23 protein-coding genes are annotated in these 25,897 nt (G+C 46.5%); 6 read left to right on the top strand and 17 right to left on the bottom strand.

What is annotated here, in order from left to right:
* Positions 1 to 5: 5 nt before the first annotated feature.
* From Pas1_RS05420 to Pas1_RS05405, 4 genes are read right to left on the bottom strand one after another with little or no spacing between them, the layout of a single operon-like run.
* Positions 6 to 2,120, bottom strand: a complete 2,115-nt coding sequence (locus tag Pas1_RS05420) for a M3 family metallopeptidase (RefSeq protein ID WP_112294711.1) — start codon at positions 2,118 to 2,120, stop codon at positions 6 to 8.
* A 52-nt stretch (positions 2,121 to 2,172) separates the two neighbouring features.
* Positions 2,173 to 3,027 carry a bifunctional methylenetetrahydrofolate dehydrogenase/methenyltetrahydrofolate cyclohydrolase FolD gene (gene folD / locus Pas1_RS05415; RefSeq protein ID WP_112203833.1) on the bottom strand — a complete coding sequence of 285 codons (855 nt, stop codon included), beginning with the start codon at positions 3,025 to 3,027 and terminating at the stop codon, positions 2,173 to 2,175.
* The gene (locus Pas1_RS05410; RefSeq protein ID WP_112203835.1) at positions 3,027 to 3,671 is read right to left on the bottom strand and encodes a response regulator transcription factor; all 645 of its coding nucleotides are present in this window, start codon (positions 3,669 to 3,671) and stop codon (positions 3,027 to 3,029) included. The genes folD and Pas1_RS05410 overlap by 1 nt, the downstream gene beginning before the upstream one ends.
* On the bottom strand, positions 3,640 to 6,207 hold the full coding sequence (locus Pas1_RS05405) for a PAS domain-containing sensor histidine kinase (RefSeq protein WP_112294710.1): 2,568 nt from the start codon (positions 6,205 to 6,207) through the stop codon (positions 3,640 to 3,642). The genes Pas1_RS05410 and Pas1_RS05405 overlap by 32 nt, the downstream gene beginning before the upstream one ends.
* Before the next feature lie 188 nt (positions 6,208 to 6,395).
* Between Pas1_RS05405 and aceE the strand changes: the two genes are divergently transcribed.
* Genes aceE through lpdA form a run of 3 tightly spaced genes read left to right on the top strand, consistent with a single transcriptional unit; the run spans position 6,396 to position 12,216 of the window.
* On the top strand, positions 6,396 to 9,092 hold the full coding sequence (gene aceE, locus Pas1_RS05400; protein ID WP_112294709.1) for a pyruvate dehydrogenase (acetyl-transferring), homodimeric type: 2,697 nt from the start codon (positions 6,396 to 6,398) through the stop codon (positions 9,090 to 9,092).
* A gap of 28 nt (positions 9,093 to 9,120) precedes the next feature.
* Complete coding sequence (aceF, locus tag Pas1_RS05395) at positions 9,121 to 10,425, top strand: dihydrolipoyllysine-residue acetyltransferase (RefSeq protein WP_112294708.1); 1,305 nt, start codon at positions 9,121 to 9,123, stop codon at positions 10,423 to 10,425.
* A gap of 9 nt (positions 10,426 to 10,434) precedes the next feature.
* A complete protein-coding gene (gene lpdA / locus Pas1_RS05390; RefSeq protein WP_112294707.1) occupies positions 10,435 to 12,216 on the top strand; it encodes a dihydrolipoyl dehydrogenase in 1,782 nt (593 codons plus the stop codon).
* A gap of 69 nt (positions 12,217 to 12,285) precedes the next feature.
* Here the strand turns inward: lpdA and Pas1_RS05385 are convergent, their stop codons facing one another.
* Entirely contained in the window at positions 12,286 to 12,834 is a 549-nt protein-coding gene (locus Pas1_RS05385) for a phasin family protein (protein WP_112294706.1), read from the bottom strand.
* Between the two features lie 199 nt (positions 12,835 to 13,033).
* On the opposite strand from Pas1_RS05385, the gene Pas1_RS05380 reads away from it, so the two are divergent.
* Positions 13,034 to 13,921: a DMT family transporter gene (locus Pas1_RS05380; protein WP_112203847.1), complete on the top strand. Its 888-nt coding sequence runs from the start codon at positions 13,034 to 13,036 to the stop codon at positions 13,919 to 13,921.
* A 142-nt stretch (positions 13,922 to 14,063) separates the two neighbouring features.
* Here Pas1_RS05380 and Pas1_RS09775 read toward each other — a convergent pair whose 3' ends face one another.
* Positions 14,064 to 14,321, bottom strand: coding sequence for a hypothetical protein (locus Pas1_RS09775; RefSeq protein ID WP_225971519.1), 258 nt, complete (start codon positions 14,319 to 14,321; stop codon positions 14,064 to 14,066).
* A gap of 19 nt (positions 14,322 to 14,340) precedes the next feature.
* Between Pas1_RS09775 and Pas1_RS05375 the strand changes: the two genes are divergently transcribed.
* Positions 14,341 to 15,072, top strand: a complete 732-nt coding sequence (locus Pas1_RS05375) for a serine hydrolase (protein WP_239993527.1) — start codon at positions 14,341 to 14,343, stop codon at positions 15,070 to 15,072.
* A 3-nt stretch (positions 15,073 to 15,075) separates the two neighbouring features.
* Here Pas1_RS05375 and Pas1_RS05370 read toward each other — a convergent pair whose 3' ends face one another.
* From Pas1_RS05370 to Pas1_RS05320, 11 genes are all read right to left on the bottom strand, one after another.
* Positions 15,076 to 15,888: an IclR family transcriptional regulator gene (locus Pas1_RS05370; RefSeq protein ID WP_112294705.1), complete on the bottom strand. Its 813-nt coding sequence runs from the start codon at positions 15,886 to 15,888 to the stop codon at positions 15,076 to 15,078.
* Between the two features lie 90 nt (positions 15,889 to 15,978).
* Complete coding sequence (locus tag Pas1_RS05365; protein ID WP_112294704.1) at positions 15,979 to 17,019, bottom strand: quinone-dependent dihydroorotate dehydrogenase; 1,041 nt, start codon at positions 17,017 to 17,019, stop codon at positions 15,979 to 15,981.
* A gap of 9 nt (positions 17,020 to 17,028) precedes the next feature.
* Positions 17,029 to 17,775, bottom strand: coding sequence for an arginyltransferase (locus Pas1_RS05360; protein WP_112294703.1), 747 nt, complete (start codon positions 17,773 to 17,775; stop codon positions 17,029 to 17,031).
* Positions 17,772 to 18,509, bottom strand: coding sequence for a leucyl/phenylalanyl-tRNA--protein transferase (aat, locus tag Pas1_RS05355; protein ID WP_112294702.1), 738 nt, complete (start codon positions 18,507 to 18,509; stop codon positions 17,772 to 17,774). Before aat ends, Pas1_RS05360 begins: the two co-directional genes overlap by 4 nt.
* Before the next feature lie 12 nt (positions 18,510 to 18,521).
* A complete protein-coding gene (locus Pas1_RS05350) occupies positions 18,522 to 19,082 on the bottom strand; it encodes an NUDIX hydrolase (RefSeq protein WP_112203860.1) in 561 nt (186 codons plus the stop codon).
* Between the two features lie 9 nt (positions 19,083 to 19,091).
* On the bottom strand, positions 19,092 to 20,918 hold the full coding sequence (locus Pas1_RS05345) for a bifunctional chorismate-binding protein/class IV aminotransferase (RefSeq protein ID WP_112294701.1): 1,827 nt from the start codon (positions 20,916 to 20,918) through the stop codon (positions 19,092 to 19,094).
* Positions 20,919 to 20,951: 33 nt separating this feature from the next.
* Positions 20,952 to 21,527, bottom strand: coding sequence for a peptidylprolyl isomerase (locus Pas1_RS05340; RefSeq protein ID WP_112203864.1), 576 nt, complete (start codon positions 21,525 to 21,527; stop codon positions 20,952 to 20,954).
* A 49-nt stretch (positions 21,528 to 21,576) separates the two neighbouring features.
* A complete protein-coding gene (locus Pas1_RS05335) occupies positions 21,577 to 22,890 on the bottom strand; it encodes a replication-associated recombination protein A (RefSeq protein WP_112295176.1) in 1,314 nt (437 codons plus the stop codon).
* A 10-nt stretch (positions 22,891 to 22,900) separates the two neighbouring features.
* Positions 22,901 to 23,380: a DUF3429 domain-containing protein gene (locus tag Pas1_RS05330; protein ID WP_112203866.1), complete on the bottom strand. Its 480-nt coding sequence runs from the start codon at positions 23,378 to 23,380 to the stop codon at positions 22,901 to 22,903.
* 44 nt (positions 23,381 to 23,424) lie between these two features.
* Positions 23,425 to 24,279 carry a 3-hydroxybutyryl-CoA dehydrogenase gene (locus tag Pas1_RS05325; RefSeq protein WP_112294700.1) on the bottom strand — a complete coding sequence of 285 codons (855 nt, stop codon included), beginning with the start codon at positions 24,277 to 24,279 and terminating at the stop codon, positions 23,425 to 23,427.
* Position 24,280: 1 nt separating this feature from the next.
* Positions 24,281 to 24,988, bottom strand: coding sequence for a glutathione binding-like protein (locus Pas1_RS05320; protein ID WP_112295175.1), 708 nt, complete (start codon positions 24,986 to 24,988; stop codon positions 24,281 to 24,283).
* Positions 24,989 to 25,119: 131 nt separating this feature from the next.
* Between Pas1_RS05320 and yaaA the strand changes: the two genes are divergently transcribed.
* Positions 25,120 to 25,896, top strand: a complete 777-nt coding sequence (gene yaaA / locus Pas1_RS05315; RefSeq protein WP_112294699.1) for a peroxide stress protein YaaA — start codon at positions 25,120 to 25,122, stop codon at positions 25,894 to 25,896.
* Position 25,897: the final 1 nt, after the last annotated feature.

Raw genomic sequence — 25,897 nt, 5'->3', positions numbered from 1 at the left:
ACTACTTAAGCTAGGCCACCATGGCGCAGTAAGGCATCGATCTGCGGTTCTCTGCCTCTAAATGCTTTAAAAGATTCAGCGGCAGGACGACTGCCACCCACCTCTAAAATTTCTTGCCGATACCGTGCGCCAGTCTGTGGATCTAAGACACTCCCGGTGAGCTTGGCAGCATCTTCGAATGCTGAATACACATCTGCAGAAAGTACCTCTGCCCATTTATAGCTGTAATAACCTGCAGCATAGCCACCAGCAAAAATATGACTAAAGGTATTTGGCCAGCGCGAGATCTCTGGCTGAGGAATGACATTGCATTGCTCAGCAATCTTTCTGGAGAGATCTAATACTGCTTGACCATGTGCCGATTGAGCATCAAAAGTTGAGTGTAGTCGCCAATCCAGCAAAGAAAAAGTAATTTGGCGCAGGGTGCCTAAACCATTTTGAAAATTCTTGGCTGCCAGGAGCTTGTCAAACAATTCACGTGGGAGCGATTTTCCAGTCTCAACATGGGCGGTCATTTTTTCTAAAACCTCCCATTCCCAACAGAAGTTTTCCATAAACTGACTTGGTAATTCAACGGCATCCCATTCCACGCCGTTGATGCCGGATACGCCCAAGGCGCCCACCTGAGTAAGAAGGTGATGTAGACCATGACCACTTTCATGAAAGAGGGTAATGACATCATCATGCGCAATGGTTGGTTGACGTACTTGCCCGTCTACTTTCACTGGTGCAGGGAAGTTGCAAACTAAGTAAGCCACAGGCACTTGGATGTCACCGTTGGGTAATTCACGACGTCCACGGGCATCATCCATCCAGGCACCACCACGTTTACCAGGACGAGCATAAGGATCAAGATAGAAATAGGCGACGATTTTTTGCTGGGCATTGCGAATGGCAAAGGATTGCACGTCTTGATGCCAAATAGGTAAATCAGCAGATTCAATCGTGACACCAAATAGGGTCTGTATTACTCTAAATAGTCCTTCAAGCACTTTGCTCAAAGGGAAGTACTGTTTGAGTTCGTTCTCAGAGAAGGCATAGCGCGCCTGTTTAAGTCGCTCGGATGCAAAAGCAATGTCCCAAGGCTTAAGTCCATCTTCTAACTGTAAAGTAGTGCGAGCAAATTCCACTAGTTCTTGCCAGTCTTTTTCAGCAAAAGGCCTAGCTCGTTGTGCTATATCACTCAAAAAGTGATCTACCTCATCAACGCTCTGCGCCATCTTTGGAGTTAAGCTCAGAGCTGCGTAATTAGCAAAGCCTAGCATTTTGGCTTCCTCAGATCGCAAGCGCAGTTGATCCAACATATTTTGGGTGTTGTCCCACGCCATTTGACCCTGACCATACGCAGGGGCTAATTCAGAAGCACGGGTGATATAAGCCTCATACATGAGTTTACGCAATTCCCGATTTTCTGAATACTGCATGACTGGGTAATATGACGGGAAGTGCAGCGTAAACGCCCAACCTGATAACTGTTTTTGCTTGGCCGTATCTGCGGCTGCAGCAATGGCATCCTCAGGCATGCCAACTAAAGCTGCAGGATCGGTAATTTGATGTACAAAGCCATCCGTAGCATCTAAAACATGATCAGAAAATGCTTTACTCAGTTGGGCTTGCTCATCTTGAATGGCAGAAAAACGCGGTTTGTCTGCCTCGGTCAGTTCTGCTCCGCCCAAACGAAAGTCTCGCAAGGAGTTCTCGATCACTTTTTTCTGAGCTCTACTTAAATTTGCAAACTCAGCACTCTTGCTTAGGCTCTTAAACTTCTCATATAAAGCCAGGTTTTGCCCAAGGCTCGACATGAAAGCTGTGACCTTAGGTAACATTTCTCCGTAAGCAGCACGAAGTTCTGCTGAATCAGCCACACTATTTAAATGAGAAACTGCGCCCCAAGCTCGACCGAGGGATTCTGTGGCATCTTCGAGTGGCTCGGCTAACCCTAGCCAAGTAGCAGGGGTCTGCGCTGCGACTGCATGATCTACAGCTCCTTGGGCATGATCAAGCAGGTAACTGATAGCCGGCCCAATATGATCAGGTAAGATTGCCGAGTATTGCGGAATGCCAGAACCAAAAGTGACTAGGGGATTACTCAGGAGATGTTGGGGAATAGACAGTTTCATCCCTCTAGCTTAATGTAAGCCCAGTATTTTTGCCCAGAAGTGGACTGTAATCTTAATGCTTTGGTGCTTTCTCAGCAGCCTCTAAAGTATTCATGAGCAGCATCGTAATGGTCATAGGACCCACACCACCTGGTACTGGCGTAATCCAGCCGGCTACATATTTAGCGGTATCAAAGTCGACATCACCACAAAGCTTGCCGTCTGGTAGGCGGTTAATACCAACATCAATCACAACAGCGCCAGTTTTAATCATGTCACCCGTAATCATATGCGGCTTACCTGTAGCAACCACCAAGATATCGGCATCTTTTGTATGGTGGGCTAGATCCCGCGTTTTACTATTGCAAATGGTGACAGTGGCACCAGCCTGTAATAGAAGCATCGCCATTGGCTTACCAACAATATTCGAAGCCCCGACAATCACTGCACGTGCACCCCGAACTGGATAATCAATGCTTTCTATGATTTTCATGCAACCATAGGGAGTGCAAGGCTTGAACTCAGGTTTGCCAACCATCAAGGCGCCTGCATTGGCTACATGGAAACCATCGACATCTTTTTCAGGAGCTATCGCCTCTAATACTCGTTCCGCTGCAATGTGCTCAGGCAGGGGAAGTTGCACCAAAATTCCATGAATTGATGGATCTGCATTGAGAGTAGCAATGCGGGCTAGTAATTCTTCTTCACCCAGTTCGGCGGAGTAACGCTCCAATACCGAGTGAAAGCCAACGTCTTCACAAGCTTTCACTTTATTGCGGACATAGACTTGGCTGGCGGGATTGTCACCAATCACGATCACTGCCAGACCAGGCCTAACACCTTTGGCCGTCAGAATTGCAGCACGTGCAGCAATTTCTGCACGAAGTTTTTTAGAGAGAAGATTTCCGTCTAGTAACTGCGCGGGCATTATGAATTCGATGGAGGATCAGATAGAGCCAAACGCAGCAAGTCAGCAACGGTATTGACGTTGAGCTTTTCCATAATGTTGGCGCGGTGTGCCTCGACCGTTTTAATCGAGATACTTAAATCATCTGCAATTTGTTTATTCAAACGACCAGCCACAATGCGTTCAAGTACTTGTCTCTCGCGACCGGTTAACTTGCTAAGCAAGCTCTGAGTGATCTTGCGCTGACTCGCTTGTGAGTAATCAACACGCGCTTTTGCAAGCATACGATCGACCAAGCTGCAGAGATCATTTTCTTTAAATGGCTTTTCAATAAAATCAACGGCACCCCGTTTCATGGTGGAGACTGCCATCGAGACATCGCCATGACCGGTGATAAAGGCGATCGGCATTGGATAGTTTTCGCTGATTAAGCGCTCTTGTAATTCAAGACCTGACATGCCTGGCATACGGACATCCAAAATGGCACAGGAGATCGTTGATTTGTCTGTACTTTGTAAGGATTGCATAAAACGCTCGGCACTGGCATGACAGCGCACTACGTAGCCATTACTTTCTAGAAGCCAAGTGAGGGAATCGCGGACGGCTTCATCGTCATCTACGACATAAATCACTTCAGCTTGGTTTGGTTTGGCTATTACGTTCATTTTCAGTTTCCCGGTTAACTTCAGATTCTAAGGGTAAAAGTATTGTAAAGGCGCAGCCTGCTAGCTTGGTTCGCTCGGGATCCATCTGGTTTTTGGCCCAAAGTCGACCATGGTGAGACTCGATAATCGAGCGACAAATATTGAGTCCCATCCCCATGCCCTCGGCCTTGGTACTAAAGAAGGGCTCAAACATCCGGTCGATGACGGATTCGGCGATACCGCCACCGGTATCCGAAACCTGGATACGAAGCATGGCCGGAAAGGTGCTGGTATCCAAATCGGCTGCAATTTTGACCGGCGGGGCAGACCAACGGGACGAGGACGGATAGGCTTCGCGGACGCTGTCTAATGCATTTTTTAGTAAATTGACTAAGACCTGAAGAATCAGAACAGGGTCAACTGGCACTTCGGGGAGATTTTCGGCGATCGAGGAGACTATCGATAGGCGATGACGATTGGCCTCAATTTCGAGTAGCCCCACCGCATCATTAATGATTTCGGTAATTGATGTCATTTCGCGCTGTGGTTCGCTGCGTTTCACAAAACCACGAATGCGCTGAATAATGGTTCCGGCTCGGATAGCCTGTTCAGAGGCTTTCTCTAGGGCGGGCAAAATCTCGCGACTCATATCGCTATCACCAGCCCCTTGCAAACGTTTTACGACGCCCATACAGTAATTCGATATCGCTGAAAGGGGTTGGTTGAGTTCGTGTGCTAAAGAAGATGCCATTTCACCCATCGTCGTTAAGCGGCTGGTGAACTGCATTTTCTCTTCTTGTTGTCTCGAAAGCTCATCAGCTTCTTTGCGGACAGTAATGTCGGTAGCAATGAGGAGTTGGGCCATATGCTCATCAATCCATGGAATAAAACGGCGTCGGACTTCATACCACTTACCGCTCTCATCCGAAGGTTGAATCTCTTCGGACTCAGATTCTTGATATAGAGCCGATGGAGGAATGCCTGGATTGCGATCCCCAGACTCTTCAGTAAGCTCTTGCATCGCATGGTGTGCCATCTCACCGCCAACTAAATCAAAGTGACCTTTAGAGTCATTGCCAAAGCGCTCACGATAAAAGCGGTTCGCAAATAGAAGTGCGCCTGTCTCGATTGAAACTACAGACACGGCTGCATCTAAACCCTCAAGCACCGTAATAAAGCGTTCTTGAGAAGCCGCTAATTCTTCACGGGCTTTAGTAGAGTCGGTAATGTCAATCACTGAAGTGACCCAACCGGTTTGAATGCCTTTTTCATTAACGAGCGGAGCAATAAAGGTTCTGGTATCGATAGGCGTTCCATCATGCCGAACAATGATCCCTCGAATGCCACTTCTCATCGCATCATGATTTTGTGGATCGAGAGCCAAATTCATTTGCTCCTCTTGAGCAGTTTTCTTATCATCGGGCCAAAAAGGGAAAGGGGGTTTTAGTCCAATGAGATTTTTTTCCTGCCAACCAGTCATCTCACAAAAGGCTTTATTAACGTAGGTAATGCGCCCATCCATATCGTGGCCCCGAATTCCTACGGGCGTTGAATCTTCCATTGCATTTCGGAAGTTTGTCTCTAGTTTCAGGTTTGCTTCTGCCTCTTGGCGTACTTGCATTTGTTTTAGAACTGACCACAAGCTCCAAATCACGAAGGCGCTCAAGCCTAATACAACGCCTACTAGCATTCGGAAGGTGAGATTTGTTGGTGCGGGGTAAGTATCAATTCGTAATGTAAGATTGGGGCTAAGGACACCGATATCGAGACTCGTTTGGTTACTGAAAGATCGCTTAGGCGTAGTCCGATCAGAGGAGATCGCTAAAATACGTTCGTTATCTGTTACTAAGGTAAAGCGGTATTGCGCCTTTAACTCGGCAGGAATCATGTCGAGTATTCCCTGCGCGGTGTAAAGCACAGCAATTTCTCCAAGGTTTTCATTGCCCCCGAAGATTGGAATCACTTGCCAAAATACGACCTTCGTATCGGATGAAGCTTTTTCTCCCTCTGGATCATTGAGCACAATAAACTGACTATAGGCGGGCTGCCCTGTTGCATGGCTTATGTTGATAGTTTTGCGGAGTGCTTCCTTAATTCGATTGCCTTGATCACTACCATTGATATCGCTGAGGATTAAATCCCTTTTATTGCGATTGGCTTGGGCAACCCACTGCACTTCATTATTTTTATTAATCCAGAGCAGCTTACTAATTTCATGCGCATTGCCCAGAAGTGCTTCCGCTTGTTGCAAAACATTGCTACGCACTTTGCCATCATCGCCACTGCTGGCAATGTCTCTGCTCATGATCAGCAAGGAGTCAGTATTGTTGCTAAAGCGGAGTTGGATGCGCTGTTTCGCGAAGACCAATTCTCGAAATAAAGCAGCTTCTTGCTGATTTTTTTCTTGTAATTGCAAGGTCCCTAAGATGATTCCCATTACTGCCGTAAAAATCACAATGGCTAGAAGAGGGGTGTAGACAATCCTGAAGCCCCGTATTTTGCGGATCCAGCGAAGGGGGCCCAATACCCATTGCGACACTCGTGTTTGTTTTTTCATCTAATAGCCATTTTGCCTCATCGTCCTGTTGTATTTGATCCAGGCTGCGCTGCAACATAATTCCATATTATGAGAAATACTATCATTATGTGGAAAATTGCTTGTTGATCAAATAAACCCCTTCTAGAATCTCAACATATTTAGAGTGTTTAATAGAAGTTCAAAACAAAGAATAGAAGGAGACCTTCATGGCGGCTATACCAGATCAAATCTTGGGTTCGACTCAGGCATCTGACCAAGATCCAGCAGAAACGCAAGAATGGCTACAAGCGCTGGATGGTGTCATCCGCAATGAAGGTGTGGAACGTGCTGCTTTCTTAATAGATCAGCAAATTGCGCATGCACGCGTTAATGGGGTTGAGCAAGCATTTCATGCAGAGACTCCCTACATCAACACTATTCCAGTAGAGAAGCAAGCAAGATTGCCTGGTGATCAAAACATTGAGCACCGAATTCGTTCTTACACGCGTTGGAACGCAATGGCGATGGTCCTGCGCGCTAATAAAGATACCAACGTTGGTGGTCACATATCTTCATTTCAATCTGCCGCTACTTTGTATGACATCGGTTTTAACCATTTCTGGCATGCACCATCACCAGAGCATGGCGGTGACTTGGTTTTTGTTCAAGGTCACTCGGCTCCAGGTGTTTATGCGCGCGCTTATATGTTGGGGCGCTTATCGGACGAGCAGCTCAATAATTTCCGCCAAGAGGTTGGTGGCAAAGGCATCTCCAGTTACCCCCATCCATGGTTGATGCCAGATTTTTGGCAGTTCCCAACGGTTTCGATGGGCTTAGGCCCGATCATGGCAATTTACCAAGCCCGCTTCATGCGTTACTTGCGCGACCGCGGCTTAGCCAAAACAGATGGACGTAAAGTCTGGGCATTCCTAGGCGACGGTGAGACCGATGAACCAGAGTCTCTTGGTGCGATTGGCATGGCAGGTCGTGAGAAGTTAGACAACCTGATCTTTGTGATTAATTGCAACCTGCAACGCTTAGATGGACCTGTCCGCGGTAATGGAAAAATCATTCAAGAGCTCGAGAGTGAATTCCGTGGTGCTGGTTGGAATGTGATCAAAGTTGTATGGGGCGGTCAGTGGGACGCCTTATTTGCCCGAGATAAGAAGGGCATCTTGATGCAGCGTCTGGGTGAGATCGTTGATGGCCAGTACCAAACTATGAAATCCAAAAATGGGGCTTACGTCCGTGAGACCGTTTTCAATACGCCAGAACTCAAAGCATTGGTCAGTGATTGGAGTGATGAAGAAATTTGGCAACTCAATCGCGGCGGACATGATCCGCATAAAGTCTATGCAGCCTTTCATGCGGCAGTTAACCATAAAGACGAACCCACTGTGATCTTGGCACACACCATTAAAGGTTACGGTATGGGTGGTTCTGGTGAGGCGATGAATATTGCCCACCAGGCTAAGAAAATGAATCCGGATGACGTCCGTCGCTTCCGGGATCGCTTTGAGATCCCCGTTCAGGACGCCGATCTTGAAGAGATTCCGCTGGTCAGCTTCGTAGAGGGAAGCCCAGAGCTGGAATACATGAAGGCACGTCGTCAAGAGTTGGGTGGTTATCTGCCACAACGCCGTATGAAAGCGGAGAGTCTTCCAGTCCCAAGTTTGGAAGTATTTGCCCCAATGCTGGAAGCAACTTCCGAAGGCCGTGAAATTTCTACTACGATGGCTTTCGTCCGTATTCTGAACACGATTGTGCGCGACAAGACTTTGGGTCAACGGGTTGTACCAATCGTTCCTGACGAGTCTCGTACCTTTGGTATGGAGGGCATGTTCCGTCAACTCGGTATTTGGAGTCAGCTCGGACAGCTCTATACACCAGAAGATCATGATCAATTGATGTTCTATAAAGAACATAAGAATGGCCAGATTTTGCAAGAAGGTATTAATGAAGCAGGCGGAATGTGCGATTGGATTGCCGCAGCGACTTCATACTCAACGCATGGCGTACCCATGTTGCCTTTCTATATTTTCTATTCGATGTTCGGTTTCCAGCGCATTGGCGATTTAGCATGGGCAGCAGGCGATATGCGCAGCCGTGGTTTCTTACTAGGCGGTACCGCTGGTAGAACTACTTTGAATGGTGAAGGCTTGCAGCATGAGGATGGTCATAGCCAAGTGTGGAGTGCTGCAGTACCTAACTGCGTTAGCTATGACCCTACATTCTCATTCGAACTCGCCGTAGTGATTCAAGACGGTATGCGTCGTATGCTCGAAGTACAGGATGACGTGTATTACTACATTACCTTGATGAATGAGAACTACACCCATCCTGCAATGCCTAAAGGGGCAGAGCAAGACATCATCAAGGGGATGTACAAACTGAAATCGGTTGGAGAGGCTAACGCAAAATTACGCGTACAACTCCTAGGCTCTGGCACGATCTTCCGGGAAGTCATCGAGGCTTCAGAAATCTTGCATAAAGAATGGGGTGTTTCCTCTGATTTATGGGGTTGCCCAAGCTTTACTGAATTAGCGCGTGATTGGAATACGGTTCATCGTCATAACTTACTCAATCCAAGCAGCGAACCTACGCTTTCTCATGTTGAGAAATGTCTCAAGGGTACTACTGGTCCTGTGATTGCCGCAACGGACTATGTTCGTGTGTTTGCTGAACAAATTCGTCCAGCAATTCAGCATATCGGTCGTCAATACGAAGTTCTTGGTACGGATGGCTTTGGTCGATCCGATACCCGCGAGAACCTACGCGATTTCTTTGAAGTAGATCGCCGTTGGGTAGTGTTGACTGCCTTGCGTTCCCTTGTAGATGCTGGTCAGCTTGATCGTTCCAAATTGGCTGAAGCAATCAAGAAGTATGGAATTGATAGCGCTAAGCCCAACCCAATGACTGTCTAATTAAGACACTAATTTACAGATTAAGACTATGAGCCAATTAATAGAAGTCAAAGTCCCCGACATTGGGGATTACAAAGATGTCCCCGTTATTGAGGTAATGGTCAAGCCAGGCGATACGATTGAAAAAGAACAATCGATCGTTACCCTCGAGTCAGATAAAGCAACAATGGATGTTCCTTCATCCCATTCAGGCGTGGTAAGGGAAGTGAAAGTCAAAGTAGGGGATACGATTTCTGAGGGAGCCATTGTTGTTCTCTTAGAAGAGGGGGCTGGTAGCGCTGCTGCACAAAGCGCCCCAGTTGCACCTACAGTACCTGCTGTATCTGCCCCTCCTGCAAAGACGGCTGCAGTAGAACCACCAGTCAAATTAGCCCCACCACCTCCACCAGCTAGCAATATTCCTGCACCTACTTCTGAAAATATGGGTCATGCTAGTCCATCGGTTCGCAAGTTTGCACGAGAACTGGGCGTCACGATTACCCAAGTCACCGGTTCTGGTCCAAAAGGGCGCATTACTCAAGAAGATGTGCAAGCTTTTGTCAAAGCAGTCATGAGCGGCGGTGGAAGTTCTGCTGCTGCCTCTGGCGGTAGTTTGGGCGGTCTGAATATTATTCCTTGGCCAAAAGTTGATTTCACGAAGTTTGGTGAAGTAGAGCGCTTACCCTTAAATCGCATCAAGAAACTCACAGCAGCGAATCTAGCCCGTAACTGGATCATGATTCCAGCAGTGACCTACCATGAAGATGCTGACATTACTGACTTGGAAGCGTTCCGCGTCGCAACCAATAAAGATAATGAGAAGCAGGGTCTCAAAATTACGATGCTGGCTTTCTTAATGAAGGCTGCTGTAGCAGCGTTAAAAAAATACCCAGAGTTCAATAGCTCTTTAGATGGTGATGAGCTGGTATTGAAGAAGTATTTCAATATCGCCTTTGCAGCAGATACTCCACAGGGCTTAGTGGTTCCCGTGATTCGGGATGCAGATAAAAAAGGCATTGTTGAGATCGCTCGCGAAACTTCAGAGTTAGCTGCCTTAGCTAGGGATGGCAAACTCAAGCCAGATCAAATGCAGGGCGCTAGTTTCACGATCTCTTCTTTAGGTGGTATCGGCGGTACTTACTTTGCGCCGATTGTGAATGCTCCTGAGGTCGCTATTCTGGGTGTCAGCAAAGCGGCCATGAAACCCGTTTGGGATGGTAAGCAATTTGTGCCACGCTTAATTTGCCCTCTGTCGCTTACCGCAGACCATCGCGTGATCGATGGTGCCTTGGCTACACGTTTCAACGTGTACATGGCCCAACTGCTGACCGACTTCCGTCGCGCCACTTTGTAAGAGGGAATCATGTCTAAGCAAAATATTACTGTGCCTGATATTGGCGACTATAGCGATGTGCCAGTCATTGAAGTATTGGTCAAAGTGGGTGACGTCATTGAAAAAGAGCAGGCGCTCTTGGTCTTAGAGTCTGATAAAGCCACCATGGAAGTACCTGCAGATCAAGCAGGAAAAATTCTGAGTCTTTCGCTTAAAGTTGGCGATAAAGTGAGTAAGGGCAGCATCATTGCCGAAATTGAGTCAAGCGGCGCAGTATCTCCTGTGGCAGCACCAGCACCAGTCCAAGCAGCCCAAAATCCAGCCCCACAGCCAGCTCCGCAGTCAATTCCATCGGCTGGTCAATACAGCGGTAAGGTGGATCACGAGTGCGAGGTGCTGGTATTGGGTGCAGGCCCTGGCGGTTATAGCTCAGCCTTTCGTAGTGCTGACCTAGGTATGAAAACAATCCTCGTAGAACGCTATGCCACCTTAGGGGGCGTTTGCTTAAATGTGGGCTGTATTCCCTCAAAGGCACTCTTACATACTGCTGCCGTAATGGATGAAGTAAAGACCATGGTAAAGCATGGCATTACTTTTGGCGCCCCCAAGATTGAAATCGATCAACTCAGAGCGTATAAAGATTCTGTTATCGGAAAGTTAACGGGCGGTTTGGCCGGCATGGCTAAAGCGCGCAAGGTCCAAATCGTTCGTGGCTTAGGACGCTTTTTAGACGCTAATCATATTGAAGTCGATTTAACTGATGGTGCGGGTCAAGACCTTACTGGTAAAAAAGAAGTGGTACGTTTTCAGAAAGCGATCATTGCAGCAGGTAGTCAGCCCGTGAGTTTGCCTTTCTTGCCGGTTGATCCTCGCATTGTCGACAGCACAGGCGCCTTGTTATTAAAGAGTGTGCCAAAGCGCATGCTCGTTATTGGTGGTGGCATTATTGGCCTTGAAATGGCAACAGTCTATAGCACTCTAGGTTCGAAAATCGATATCGCAGAGATGATGGATGGTTTGATGGCCGGAGCAGATCGTGATCTAGAAAAGGTCTGGGAAAAATTTAATGCAGGACGCTTTGAGAAGATCATGCTCAAAACACGTGCAGCTAAAGCGGAAGTGAAACCTGATGGTATTCAAGTGACATTCGAAGGTGAGAATGCACCAGCAGAAGCTCAGACCTATGATTTAGTTCTGGTAGCAGTTGGACGTACTCCGAATGGCAAGAAAATTGATGCAGGTGTAGCAGGTGTTCAAGTTGATGAGCGAGGCTTCATAGCAGTCGACAAGCAAATGCGTACAAATGTTCCCAATATCTTTGCAATTGGCGATATTGTTGGTCAACCCATGCTGGCTCATAAAGCGGTGCACGAGGGTCATGTTGCTGCAGAAGCTGCAGCTGGTCATAAATCCTATTTTGATGCGAAGCAAATTCCGTCGGTTGCCTATACCGATCCCGAGGTAGCTTGGGCTGGATTAACTGAAGAACAATGTAAGGCTCAAGGGATCGCTTATGAAAAGGGCTTATTCCCATGGGCAGCGAGCGGAAGAGCCATTGCGAATGGTCGCGATGAAGGCTTTACTAAATTACTGTTTGATGCCAACACCCATCGCATTATTGGTGGGGGAATTGTCGGAACGCATGCAGGTGATCTCATTGGTGAGGTTTGTCTCGCGATTGAGATGGGTGCTGATGCAGTTGACATTGGTAAAACCATTCATCCGCACCCAACCCTAGGTGAGTCTGTGGGTTTAGCCGCAGAGGCGGCTGAAGGACATTGCACCGACTTGCCACCGGTGAAGAAAAAATAATCTAGGGCAATATCAAACCAAAGAAAAAGGCCCCACTTGGGGCCTTTTATATTGCTGTTACATAAACAATTATTTCTTTGGCTTACTCATTGAGCTAGCTGCCTTTATTGCATTATCAGTAGCATTACTCAGATTGTTTTGAGCAATCTCCACAGCATGCTTGACTGCTTTTTGGCTGGTTTCAAATACATGGTTTGCAGATGCAATGGCTTGTTTCATCGCTTGCACCGCTGCCTCAGATCCAGCAGGCGCATTCTTGGTCCAGCCTTCAACTAAAGAATTGATTTTTTGTTGGCTTGCCTGAAATTCTTTTTCTGCTGATTTGGTGAATGAAGCTTGAGTTTCATGGGCCAATTCATAGAGGTGACGGCTGTAAGCCATCATTTTCTCAGCCATGGGCTTAACGGTTTCAGCTTGATGGGTAAGTAGTTGTTGAATATCTTTCACTTCCATTGCTTTCCTGGCATTGCTCATGCTGTCGCTCAAACTTTGTTTGGCGATATGCATATTGAGTTCTACTAGCTTTTCAATACTCTGAAGGGCTTGATTGGTCAGACCGCTAAGGGTTTCTAAATTCGCCTTTTGGGCTGCTGCCATTTGTTCTGGTGTTAAGTTCATTTCAATCCCTTTCATCGGATCTTTTTTCCGTTCTCACTATGAGCGTTTTATTTCAATTTAGCAATTAGGTGAAGATTGTACCCAATTATGGTGCAGTGCAATATAAAGTGCTAAAAGGGCCATTCTTAGGGCTTTAAAGCAAATCAGCCTAAAATAGAAAAACCAAGCAGTAACCCAATAAAACCCACAATAGGCTGGCATGGATTTTAAGCTCGATAGAGTCATAGCACCCCTTTTTGTCTTTCTCTGGAGCACCGGATTCATCATTGCTAAGCTAGCAATGCCTTATGTGGAGCCAGCCACATTCTTGTTCTGGAGATTTGCTGGGGTGCTTGTAGTGATGGCCTTATTGAACTTTGTTTGGAGAATTGTTTGGCCTAGTAAAGAGCAAATCAAGCATATTGCGATTGCTGGCGCTTTTTTACAGTTTGGCTATGTATTTGGAGTCTGGTCTGCGGTCAGATTGGGAATGGGGGCAGGTCTCGTTTCCATCATGGTCGGTTTGCAGCCTATTTTGACAGCATGGTTCGCCTCCTGGGTTTCGGAGAAAGTGCAACCTAAACAATGGATTGGTCTGGTATTTGGATTTTCAGGAGTGGCTTTAGTCGTCGCTGAAAAAATTGGCTTTACTCATATTCCATTTGTAAGTTACCTCTTTGCCTTAGCTGCTTTACTGTCGATTACCTTTGGTACCTTGTATCAAAAGAAGCATTGCCCGATATTTGATTTACGGGCAGGATCAGCAATTCAATTTGGTATCTCTGCTTTCTTAGCCTTTTGGGTCATGTTCTTCTTTGAGTCCTCTCAGATGGTTTGGAACCTATCTGTGATAGCAGCATTATTCTGGGCGGTCATTCCACTCTCAATTGGATCTATCAGTTTGTTATTTATGATGATTCGTAAGGGTGCAGCCACCAAAGTTACCAGCCTGCTTTATCTAACCCCTCCAACGACAGCCGCGATTGCTTGGCTGATGTTTGATGAACCATTTAACTTATTGATGGTTCTTGGGCTGGCCATCACGATGACTGGCGTAGTTCTGGTCAATAGCGGTAAAGCAAACACAGTACCGTCTGTCGCAGAATAGTGCTCAAAAAGTCGAGCTCACTCTACAGATTAATTATCATCAGGGTTGTTGACAGTTTAGGAAGGTATTTGGGGATGCATTTGAATCAATTTTGTCGAGCGAGCTTATGCTGGATATTCCTAGCGGCATTCACTTGCCAGGCTCAATCGACCTCAACTGCTAGCAACGAGAAAAAATCAAAAGTAAAGACAAAGACGGTTGCCACAGCGAATACGAAAGCCAGTAATCCAGCCCCAGTTGTACCAACAGCTAATTCCACTAAAACCGCCTCAAAGACCACCAAAAAACCCAGAGGGGTGAGGGTTACCGTTACCCGAAAAGCAGCCCCTCCCGTAGAGGCGAGGCCTTCCTTTGCAACGGCCTTAGGATTGCGTGGCCAGCGCGATGAGCTGAGCCTCAAATCAAGTGTAGCGATCGTCGTGAACCAAAATACCAAGGAAGTGTATTTTGAGAAAAATTCAAGTGTGAGTCTACCGATTGCTTCCATTACAAAGCTGATGACAGCGATGGTGGTATTGGACTCTCAGCTACCCTTGGATGAGAACTTAACGATTAATGCTGATGATGCTTATATTTATAAGCACTCCCGATTGGCTGAAGGCACTGTACTTAGTCGCGAAGACGCATTGCATCTTGCTTTGATGTCTTCCGAGAACCGAGCTGCATATACCTTGGGGCGTAATTACCCAGGTGGTATTCCAGCTTTTGTAGATGCCATGAATCGTAAAGCCAAAGAGATTGGCATGGACCATTCGCATTATGCAGACCCAACCGGTTTACTGAGTGAGAACGTATCTTCTGCAGAGGATTTAGTTCGAATGCTTAATGCAGCTTACCAATACAAAATCATTCGGGAGTTCTCTACCTGGCCCGACTTAACCATGGTAATTCGGAATCGGCCGCAAAAGTTTTTGAACACCAATCGTCTAGTGCGATCCGGTGATATGGACATTGGTCTGCAAAAAACGGGTTTTATTAATGCTGCTGGTAAATGTTTAGTAATGCAAGCACGTGTGAACAATACGCCACTCTTGCTGGTCTTCTTGGATTCAGTAGGAACGCAATCCCGCTTTGCAGATGCGGTAAGGGTTCGTGATTGGTATTCTCATATCCCGCCAGGAGAGATCCAGCCCATCCGTCGCCTGATGTAAGACTCAAGCTTCTTTACTTAAACCTTTAAAGCCAATACCTTTAGAGATTTGCAAAGCAGTTTCTTGAAGGGCTTTTAGCCAGTCTGGTTGGATTCGGTCTGTTGGTGCGCTTAAAGATAGACCAGCAACGAGTTTGCCAGTGTCGTCAACGATAGCCGCTGCTACACAACTCACACCAAGTTCTAACTCTTCATTATCTTTTGCGCTACCAAGATCACGCACGCGTGCGAGTTCAGATTCTAGGGTCTTTAAATCAGTGATGCTATTTTTGGTATGTCCCGATAAGCCAGTACGAGTGACATAGGCCCGCACTTGGCTTGGATCATCATGCGATAGAAATAGCTTACCAACTGATGTGAGGTGCAGTGGGGCACGACCACCAATCGCACGTACAACTTGCATGCCAGACCGCTCGCTATACGCTCGGTCAACATAGACAATCTCGTCGCCTTGACGCACTGATAAATTGATTGTTTCACCGGTGAGCTTATGCAACGCTCGCATTGGACCTTGAGCAGCCTCTCGTACTGACAGGCGGGCTTTAACGAGATTACCCAGTTCTAATAAACGCAGACCCAGTCGATACGTTCCGCCATCGCCACGCTCTACCAATCGGCAAGCGACCATATCATTCAGAATACGGTGTGCGGTAGACGGGTGCAGGGCAGTTTTTTCAGCAAGGACTTTTAAGCTGCTGGATTCTTCATGCTCGGCTAAAGCATCGAGCAGGTTCATCATGCGTTCCACCACTTGGATCGCAGTTTTACCAACTTCGCCTGTTTTTTTAATGCCCGCTATGGGTTTCTTGATTTCCATAATGCAATTGTAGCGATTCTCAAGCTAATTGCATATTATGAAATATTAATAACAATACCCCCATTAAAGGGGTAAAAAGTCAATTTCAGATCAAACTTTATGCTGCTTCAAAGCCTTTGCGCACTCACCAATCAATGCGGGGCCACGATAAATGAGACCCGTATAGATTTGAACCAGACTAGCCCCAGCCTGCATCTTTTCCTGGGCATCGACTCCAGACATAATGCCGCCAACGCCAATAATGGGCAGCTCATTCTGAAGCCGTGCTTTGAGTTGTTCAATTACATGGTTGGATTGGTTTTTGACTGGTGCACCGGATAAACCGCCAGCCTCATTACCCGAAGGCAAGTCTTTCACGGCACTGTGATCAATGGTGGTATTGGTGGCAATGACTGCATCAATCCCAAACTCAACCAAAAGGTCGGCTATCAAATGAATATCAGCCTCATCTAAGTCAGGCGCAATCTTTAAGAAAAGCGGTTTGCGAACCCCAAAGCAATCGCTTAAGCGTTCACGAGCAAGATCTAAGGAGCCTAGCAAATTGCGCAACATCGCTTCGCCCTGCAGGTCCCGCAGATTTTGGGTATTTGGGGAGGAGATATTGACTGTGATGTAAGAGGCGATTTCATAAACGGCATTCATGCCCAAGACGTAATCATTAGCAGCTTGATCAATGGGTGTCACTGCATTCTTACCAATATTCAAACCCACAATGCCACCGTTTTGCCAAAATTGGCTGGTGCGAACGCGATTCACACAAGCTTCTACACCATCGTTATTGAAACCCATACGATTGATGAGTGCATTCGCTTTACCAAGTCTAAACATGCGTGGTTTTGGATTGCCTGCTTGGGCTAAGGGGGTAACGGTACCGATTTCTAGAAAGCCAAAGCCTAGACTGGCAAGTGCATCAATATGCTTGCCATCTTTATCGAGACCGGCAGCTAGTCCAACGGGGTTCGGAAATTGAAGGCCACAGAAGGTTCTGGGATCGGGTTCTGGTTTGGAGATAAACGCTTGCAAAAGACCGGATTGCTGAGCCTTATCAAGAGAGGCAAGGGTGAGATTGTGAGCTTGCTCGGGATCTAGCGAGAATAGGAGCGGGCGCAGAAGTCGGTAACTATCGAACATGAGCCTCTATTATCCCTCAGTGATTCGCTGCCAATGGTCATCAATCAAACCTTCGATGGGTTTGTAATTGACCTTGTACGACATTTTTTCACTCTCTTTAATGTAATAGCCTAAATAGAGATAAGGTAGCTTGAGTTTTAAGGCCTGTTGAATCTGCCACAAAATACTGTAGCTGCCATAGCTTGCGCTAGAGTCACTCGTATCGTAGAAAGTATAGACCGAGGAAATCCCTTGTTCTAGTAAATCAATCATGCTAACCATGCGCAATCGACCAGGATGGGGATCGCTTGGCCCATCACGAAATTCAACAATACGAGAATTAACACGACTCTGAACTAAAAACTGCATGTATTGGTCTTGGTCATCTTGATCCATATCGCTGCCAGCATGTCGGGTATGTTGATAGCGTTGGTAGAGTTCGTAATGTTCCTCTTGGTAACCGAGATAGAGGACGTTGACTTGTAAACCTTCGTGTTTTTTGAGTGTCCGGCGTTGACTGCGATTTGGCATGAACTCCTCAACCAAAACACGGGTTGCAATACAGGCCTTGCAGTGATCACAGTACGGACGATAAGTGTAGAGACCGCTACGACGAAAGCCCGCGTTTACCAGCTCGCTATAGACATCCGCATGAATGAGGTGAGAGGGCGTAGCAACTTGGGAGCGCGCAGTTTGATTGGGAAGATAGCTACAGGCATAGGGTGCAGTGGCATAAAACTGTAGAGTGGTTAAGGGTAGTTCTTTAAGCTGCGTCATAGCCAGTACTGAAGTATCTTTTTAGTAAAAGTCCAAGGTAGCTCTATATTAGTTTGATTTAGAGAGGTCTGCAGTGATTGTAAAAAGGTCTCCCGTTTGATAGGGGAGGCGCCTAGTGAGCTTAGGTGGGCTGTCTCTTGTTGACAATCGATCATGGGTACGCCATTTTGGGCACAAAAGGCGCACAGTGCAGCCAAGGCAATCTTAGAGCTATCGCTTTGCTTACTGAACATAGACTCACCAAAGACAGCTTTACCGAAACAAACACAGTAAAGACCCCCAATCAGAATATCTTGATCTGTGACGGCAATGCAATGGGCCTTGCCTGCTTCGAAGAGTGCGGTATATGCGTCAACAATTTCATGGGTGATCCATGTGCTGTCTTGGTCTTTTCGCTTACTGGTTGCACAGGCTCGAACTACTGCTGAAAAGTCCTGGTCAACCAGAATGGCTTTTGAATTATCAGCAATAAAGTTTCGTAAGGATTTTTTGAGAGAATCACTACATTTAAATTCAGTGGGGACTAGGACCATCCGGGGATCCGGTGACCACCAAAGTACGGGTTGATTATCCGAGTACCAAGGGAATAATCCAAGCTGATAAGCAGACTGTAATTGATTGGGATAAATACGCTCGCTAACTGCAAAGAGGCCAGGAACAGTGGCATCAGGATCACTGGTCAATAAGGGATTCGGAAAAGCGTCATTTGGGCCGAGCCAAGGAATGCGATTCATGTAACCCAGGGCTTAAATTTTTTCACTGCGCAGAACATCGCGAGTATGAACAGTAATGGAATCACGATGATCGAGACGTCCAGCAGCCCGATCAGCAAAATACCACTCGAGGGTTTGCTTGACAGTAGGGAATGCTAAATCTTGCCAGGGGATATCCTTTTCTAAGAACATGGCTACCTCTAGGCTTTCAACTCCAGCTTCAAAGTCTGGTGTCCGCATTTGAGCCAAGTAGAAAAGATGCACTTGCTGTGCATGCACAACATTGAGCAGAGAAAATAATGGTCCGATATCGACATTTGCCCCAGCTTCTTCGATGGTTTCCCTAATCGCACCAGCGCTAGTGGTTTCACCAATTTCTAGAAAACCTGCAGGTAGGGTCCAAAAGCCATAACGGGGTTCTATTGCCCGGCGACATAGTAAGACTTGATCCCCATAGATTGGAATACTACCCACCACATTGCGGGGGTTTTCGTAATGAATGCTTCCGCACTGCTCGCAGATATAACGCTCACGAGAGTCGTCTGCTGGAATACGCATAACCAGGGGTGAGGCACATTGCGAACAAAACTTCATGCAAGCTTTCTAGAGATGGGCGGGAACTGCACCGCGTAATGCATTTGTAATGACTATTTTATCTGCCATTAGTACATCTTCTATTGTCAGGTTAGCCTCGCGGGCATTCCAGCTTGGATCACCAAGAATCTGAGCGCGCATCACGCCAGGTAAAAGACCAGCAGTCAGAGGCGGGGTAAGCCACTCAGTCATATTTGGCTTCCGAATAAAGATACTGCTACGACCCCCTTCAGTTACAAAACCGGCTTCATTCGTAAAAAGAGCATCAAACCCCCCATGAGTTTCGGCCAACCGCCATGCTCGGTCATACCAGGTTCGAGAGTGTGATTTATGTTGCAGCAAGCAATCTTGAGACTGCATTACTGAGTAGGCCGGGTCAGCAAGAATATCTTTTGCCCAAAAAAGCTTTACTGATTCAGATAGTGGACTTAATTCTGAAGTGCTATGCGTTAATTTGCCAATTGGACTTAAATCTACTCGAAGACGATATTGGGACGATGGATTTGAACCCAAGCTAAAGTCCCTCCATGCTTGCAAAATATAGTTTTTGGCTACAGGGCGGTCGAAGGGAATGCCTAGATATTGTGCCGAATGCGCAAGCCTGTCGAGATGGGATTCGATCAATTGAACTTCGCCGTGCTTAATCAAGATGGTTTCGAATAAGCCAACTGAGCTCGGGAGCTCTGTCAGAAAAACAGATTTAATCGCACACTCTTGCCATTCTGCATCTGGTTTAGATTCAATGGTGATGCCTGCTCCAACCCCCATCGTCAATGAAGCGTGATTGTAATTAGCGTGATCTATCTCTAGGGTGCGGATCGGAACACTCAAGGCAAAACGGTGATCCGGGTCTAACCAACCAATTGCACCGCAATAGTAGTCGCGACTGGGCTCTAGTCCTTGAATAATTTCCATGCTTCGCTTCTTGGGAGCGCCAGTGACAGAGCCACATGGAAAAACAGCCCGCAGTATGTCCAGAAATTCAGCCCCCCTTTTCAGTTGAGCCTCAACAGTCGAAGTCATTTGCAAGACATCACCATGCCTTGCAACTTCGAATAACTTGGACACTTTGACTGAACCGGTTTGGGCTATACGCCCCAAGTCATTGCGTAGTAAATCCACAATCATGACGTTTTCAGCCTGATTCTTGGGGTCTTCAGAAAGCTCAGTCCCATTGCTATTGAGTGCACTAGCGGTGCCTTTCATCGGCATCGCAGTTAAGGTATCGCCACTACGTTGAATGAATAACTCAGGCGAGTGAGACAAAATAGAGCGACCTGAAGATTGAATGAATGCACCAAAGCGCCCAGGCTGGCGCTTACGTAAGCGACTATAGAGGGCTAGAGGAGACCCATACACCTGACCCCCAAGACGATAGGTGTGATTGATCTGATAGACATCACCAGCCAAGATCCATTCTCGTATCTGATTCAAGTCTGATGAAAATTGCTCAAAGTCGATTGAGGTATTGAGATCGGCGACGCCAGCAAAGGTCTCATTTTCAGGTAAGTGGCTAATGCGCGCTGCCAAAAATTGGTCTACCGCTGGCTTTGAAAGCGCTTCATAGTTTTTAAATGACCAAGCTTCAATTAAAGGATGATCTCTTAAAGGCGGTTTGAGCCCTTGAAAATGCAAACCCAATTCATAAGCTAGGGCAGTAACGAGATATTCACCCCTGGCAGAGGCTTGTGCTAATTCTTTAAAAACCTGCTCGATAGCAGCTTCATTTTCTTCAGGCCGAGCGCTAGGATAAATACACCAATGTTGTATTGGGTCTTGATATAGGCGACTGGTGGGATTGCTTACAGTACTTTGCGAATCATCTAGCAGAATCATGGCAAACAATCCTGAACCTATTCAATGAATTAATTACTTCAATATCGTGGCTGACTCAATAGTCACAGTTTTAGTAGGAACATCGCCCATACGACCCATGCGAGGAGCATTTGCAACCATTGTGGGGATTTGACGAATAGCATCAATAGTTTGCGTTCCAGAGATAACCTTACCAAAGACGGTGTAACCATTACCCATCGCATTGGGATAGTCAAGGCCTTGATTGTCTTTCACGTTAATAAAAAATTGTGCGGTAGCGGAATCAGGATCGGATGTACGAGCCATAGCGATGGTGTAAGTCTGGTTCTTTAAACCATTCTGTGCTTCAGACACAACAGGAGGGTTGGTGGGTTTTTGAACTAAGTCAGGCGTGAATCCGCCGCCCTGAATCATGAAGCCATCAATCACGCGATGAAAAATCGTGCCGTTATAAAAACCACTTTTCACGTAGTTCAAGAAGTTGGCTGTGGTCTTAGGTGCTTTGTCAGCATCCAGCTCTACAACAAAATTACCCATAGTGGTTTTAAATTCAACCTTAGGCCCTGCTAGAGCCATTTGACTGGCCAAGCAAGCGAGAGTGAAAATGAAGCCGGTGAATAGTTTGCGCATGTGGATTCCTTTGGGGTTCATAAATAAAAAAATGAGTTCAATTGAGAGTTTATTTCTTCTTTGCTTCAGTATCGAGTTTGCGTAAGAAAGCCATTTTTTCAGCAATTTGACTCTCTAAGCCCCGATCAACCGGCTCATACCAATGTGGGGCAGGCATTCCTTCTGGAAGATAGCTTTCACCAGCAGCATAGGCATGCGGCTCATCATGAGCATAGCGATAGGCTTTTCCATGACCCAGCTCTTTCATGAGTTGGGTGGGGGCATTGCGTAAATGCGTCGGTACTGGTCTGGTTGCATCCTTGGCAACAAAGTCTTTGGCGGCATTAAAGGCTTTATAGCTTGCATTACTTTTTGCCGCTACCGCTAAATAGACAATAGCCTGCCCTAAGGCAATCTCACCTTCTGGAGAGCCCAGTCGTTCATAAGTGAGCGCAGCATCGTTCGCCAGTTGCATTGCTCTGGGATCAGCTAGGCCAATGTCTTCCCATGCCATCCGAATAATGCGCCTAGCTAAATAGCGTGGATCTGCGCCGCCATCAAGCATGCGACAGAACCAATAAAGTGATGCATCTGGATCAGAGCCGCGCACTGATTTATGTAGAGCAGATATTTGATCGTAGAACTGATCGCCGCCTTTATCGAAGCGGCGAGTTTGCATGCTCAGTGCACTATGAATGAACTCATGATCAATTTTCTTGATCTCTGAGCCAGTCGCCGAGGTGGCATTCCGTATTTGTTCAAGTAAATTCAGTAAACGTCGTGCATCACCATCAGCATGGGCAACTAAAGCATCTAAAGCAGATTCTTCAAACTCCAAGTTTGGAATTGACGAGACGCGAGCTCGCTCAATTAATTGGCTTAACTCAGATGGAGAAAGTGATTTGAGGGTATAGACTTGAGCCCGCGATAAGAGCGCTGAGTTCACCTCAAAGGATGGATTCTCGGTTGTGGCCCCAATAAAGGTAAATAGCCCTGATTCAACATGGGGGAGTAGGGCATCTTGCTGACTCTTATTAAAGCGATGAATCTCATCTACAAATAGGATGGTTTGTCTGCCGTACTGCGCCATATTCTGCTCGGCGCGTTCAATGGCCTCCCGAATTTCTTTAACGCCGGCTAAGACTGCAGACAGTGCAATAAATTCTCGATCAAACGCTTTAGCGGATAAACGGGCGAGAGTAGTTTTACCCACACCAGGAGGGCCCCACAAAATCATCGAGTGTGGCTTGCCAGAGGCAAAGGCAAGGTTGAGTGGCTTACCAGCCGCCAATAAATGGGTTTGACCTATAACGTCTTCAATACTTTGTGGACGCAAAGCTTCAGCTAAGGGTGGCGGTGGGTTACTTTCGAATAGACCGCTCATCAGAATTGGATCAGTTCTGAACAAATAAAATAACCAGCGCTGCCCAAGTCAAACACGCTGCGGCAATATAGCTTAGGCGGGTACGCATCGTTAAAAATGCAGAACGTGCATCATCATTTGTAAAGTAATAGGTATATGTATCTTTATCAATATTACGTTGAATCACCAAGGTCGCCGCCAAAATGATCAGACTGACAGGGATATAGATATGAAGCGCAACCCAAGCGATGAGCGCGGGGGTGATTCCCCAAATCCAGGCATTGCGATCAATCCAGCGATCGCCGCTAGCCGGTTTACCAAGAGTTTGTAAATTAGCACCCCAATGCAATGCCCCCATAAAAGCAACGATGATGGCGCCGTAGCTCGCAATGGATTCGGCACTAAGGTAATTCATTGGAGTGGGAGCCAGTTGCACCATCAAAGCAAGACCAATAAAGGGGATCAAGCCCGCATAGGCTAAATAGCGAACAACTGGCGGTAAGGGGTTCACAAAAATTCCTCTAGATTCTGATGACAATTATTATTGATCGTAGCTCATTGATCATAGGTAAATACGCCACGTCCTGTTTTGCGTCCGAGATAGCCCGCTGCTACCATCTCGCGCAAGAGGGGACAAGGCCGATACTTAGAGTCGCTGAAGTTTTCAAAAAAGACTTCCATAACGGCAAGGCAGGTATCTAAACCGATCAAGTCTGCTAAAGCGAGTGGGCCGATGGGTTGGTTGCAGCCTAGCTTCATCCCAGCATCAATATCTTCCGGACTTGCTAAACCTTCTTGCAATACAAAAAAGGCTTCATTAATCATTGGAATCAAAATGCGATTGACCGCAAAACCGGGCGAATTCTTGACGGTAATCGGCTCTTTACCAATGCGCTTAGCCATTTCAATAATCGCCCTATGAGTTGCATCACTGGTTTGTAATCCGCGTATCACCTCAACTAAAGCCATTAAAGGAGGGGGATTAAAGAAGTGCATCCCGATGAAACGGGTAGGGTCAGAGTTCAGTGCTGCCAGTTTGGTAATCGATAGCGAGGAAGTATTCGTGGCAATGATGGTATCTTTGCCGACGATTTCATCAATCTGATGCAGAATTTTTTCTTTTACTGCTTGATTCTCAGTCGCAGCCTCAATAACTAAAGAGAGCCCCTTGAGATCGGCATATGAGGTGCTAGCTTTAATACGTTTGAGGGCAGCATTTTTATCTTCGGCGCTAAGGGTTTCTTTCTTGATTAAACGGTCAAGACTCTTGCCGATATGACTCAAGCCGCGCTCTACAGCAGCATCATTAATATCAATCATCACAACATCCAGGCCCGCCACTGCGCAAACTTGAGCAATGCCATTGCCCATCGTGCCCGCCCCAATTATGCCAACCGATTGAATACTCATCTCATTTCCTTTTTTGATACTGACTCGCGCCAAATAAGAGGTCTCTCGCTTTATCATCCGTTAAAGGCTTACGTAGATTCGTTAGCACTTCAACACCGCGCCTAACAGCTGGCCTAGCAGAAATCTTTTCAAACCATTTCTTAAAGTGAGGAAACTCATCAATCTCAATCCCTTGATTTTTCCAATTGCGAGTCCAAGGAAAGATCGCGATATCGGCAATCGAGTACTCATTACCAGCGATGAATGGATGTTTGCTAAGTTGTCGATCTAGCACACCATATAAACGTTTCGCTTCATTGGTGTAGCGATTAATTGCGTATTCAATTTTTTCTGGTGCATAAGTGCGGAAGTGATGATTTTGTCCCAGCATTGGACCTAGTCCGCCCATCTGAAACATCAACCATTGCAAGACATCATATTTTGCGCGCGTACTCTTTGGAAGAAATTTGCCGGTTTTAGCAGCAAGGTAAAGCAAGATTGCGCCTGACTCAAAAATACTAATGGGTTTTCCATCGGGGCCATTTGGATCAACGATGGCTGGAATTTTATTGTTGGGACTGATTTTTAAAAAGTCAGGCTTAAATTGATCGCCTGCACCAATATCAATTGGATGAGCCAACCAGTCTTTGCCAAGACGATAGCCACATTCTTCAAGCATGATATGGATCTTGTGCCCATTAGGCGTAGCCCAACTGTAGACATCAATCACTTTTGGGGCCTGCTTTTTACTCATATGGATATTCCTTGTAACTCAATAGTCGGTAATAGGGTAGTTTAGGCAGTTACGGGCACTTAGGTTGAGTAATCGCTAGAATGGTATAAATATTCTTAAATTGTGCCATGTTGATCGTCCTTTCCCCAGCAAAATCCCTTGATTACGAGACTCCCGCTAAAGTTAAGTCAAGTACCTTGCCTGAATTCGTTACCGAGTCAGCAAAGCTCATTGCCGACCTTAAAAAGCTTTCCCCTCAGGAGCTTGCCAAATTAATGGGTGTATCAGACCAACTAGCCGCCCTCAACGTTGGTCGTTATCGTGATTGGCCAAAGAAGTTCACGCCGGAGAACAGTAAGCCTGCCATTTTTGCTTTTGATGGGGACGTCTATGATGGTTTTGCTGTCAACAGCCTCAGCCCAAAGGCTATTGCGTTTGCACAGGACCACATACGGATTTTGTCGGGACTCTACGGTGCTTTGCGCCCTTTAGATCTGATGCAGCCTTATCGCTTAGAAATGGGAACCAACTTTGCGAATGCCAGAGGCAAAGATTTGTATGCTTTTTGGGGTAAGCGGGTAACTGAGGCACTCAAAAAGCTACTTGAGCAAGAAAAAGAGCCATGCTTACTGAATCTGGCTTCCGAGGAGTACTTCAAGGTAGTGCAGCCTAAAGATTTGGCTTGCAGGGTGATTTCACCAGTCTTTCAAGATGCCAAAGACGGTAAGTACAAAATCATCTCGTTTTATGCCAAGCGTGCTCGGGGTTTAATGGCGCGCTATGTGGTTGAGAATCGATTGACCAAACCGGCAGATCTCAAAGGATTTAATTTGGACGGTTATCGGTATTGCGCCAGCGAGTCAAAACCAGATAAGCCGGTATTCCGGCGTGCGGAGAAAAAATAAG

Source organism: Polynucleobacter paneuropaeus (assembly GCF_003261235.1).
Taxonomy (GTDB): Bacteria; Pseudomonadota; Gammaproteobacteria; order Burkholderiales; family Burkholderiaceae; genus Polynucleobacter; species Polynucleobacter paneuropaeus.
The sequence above is the reverse complement of the archived record's forward strand: the minus strand, read 5'-3'. Positions and strand labels throughout refer to the sequence as shown.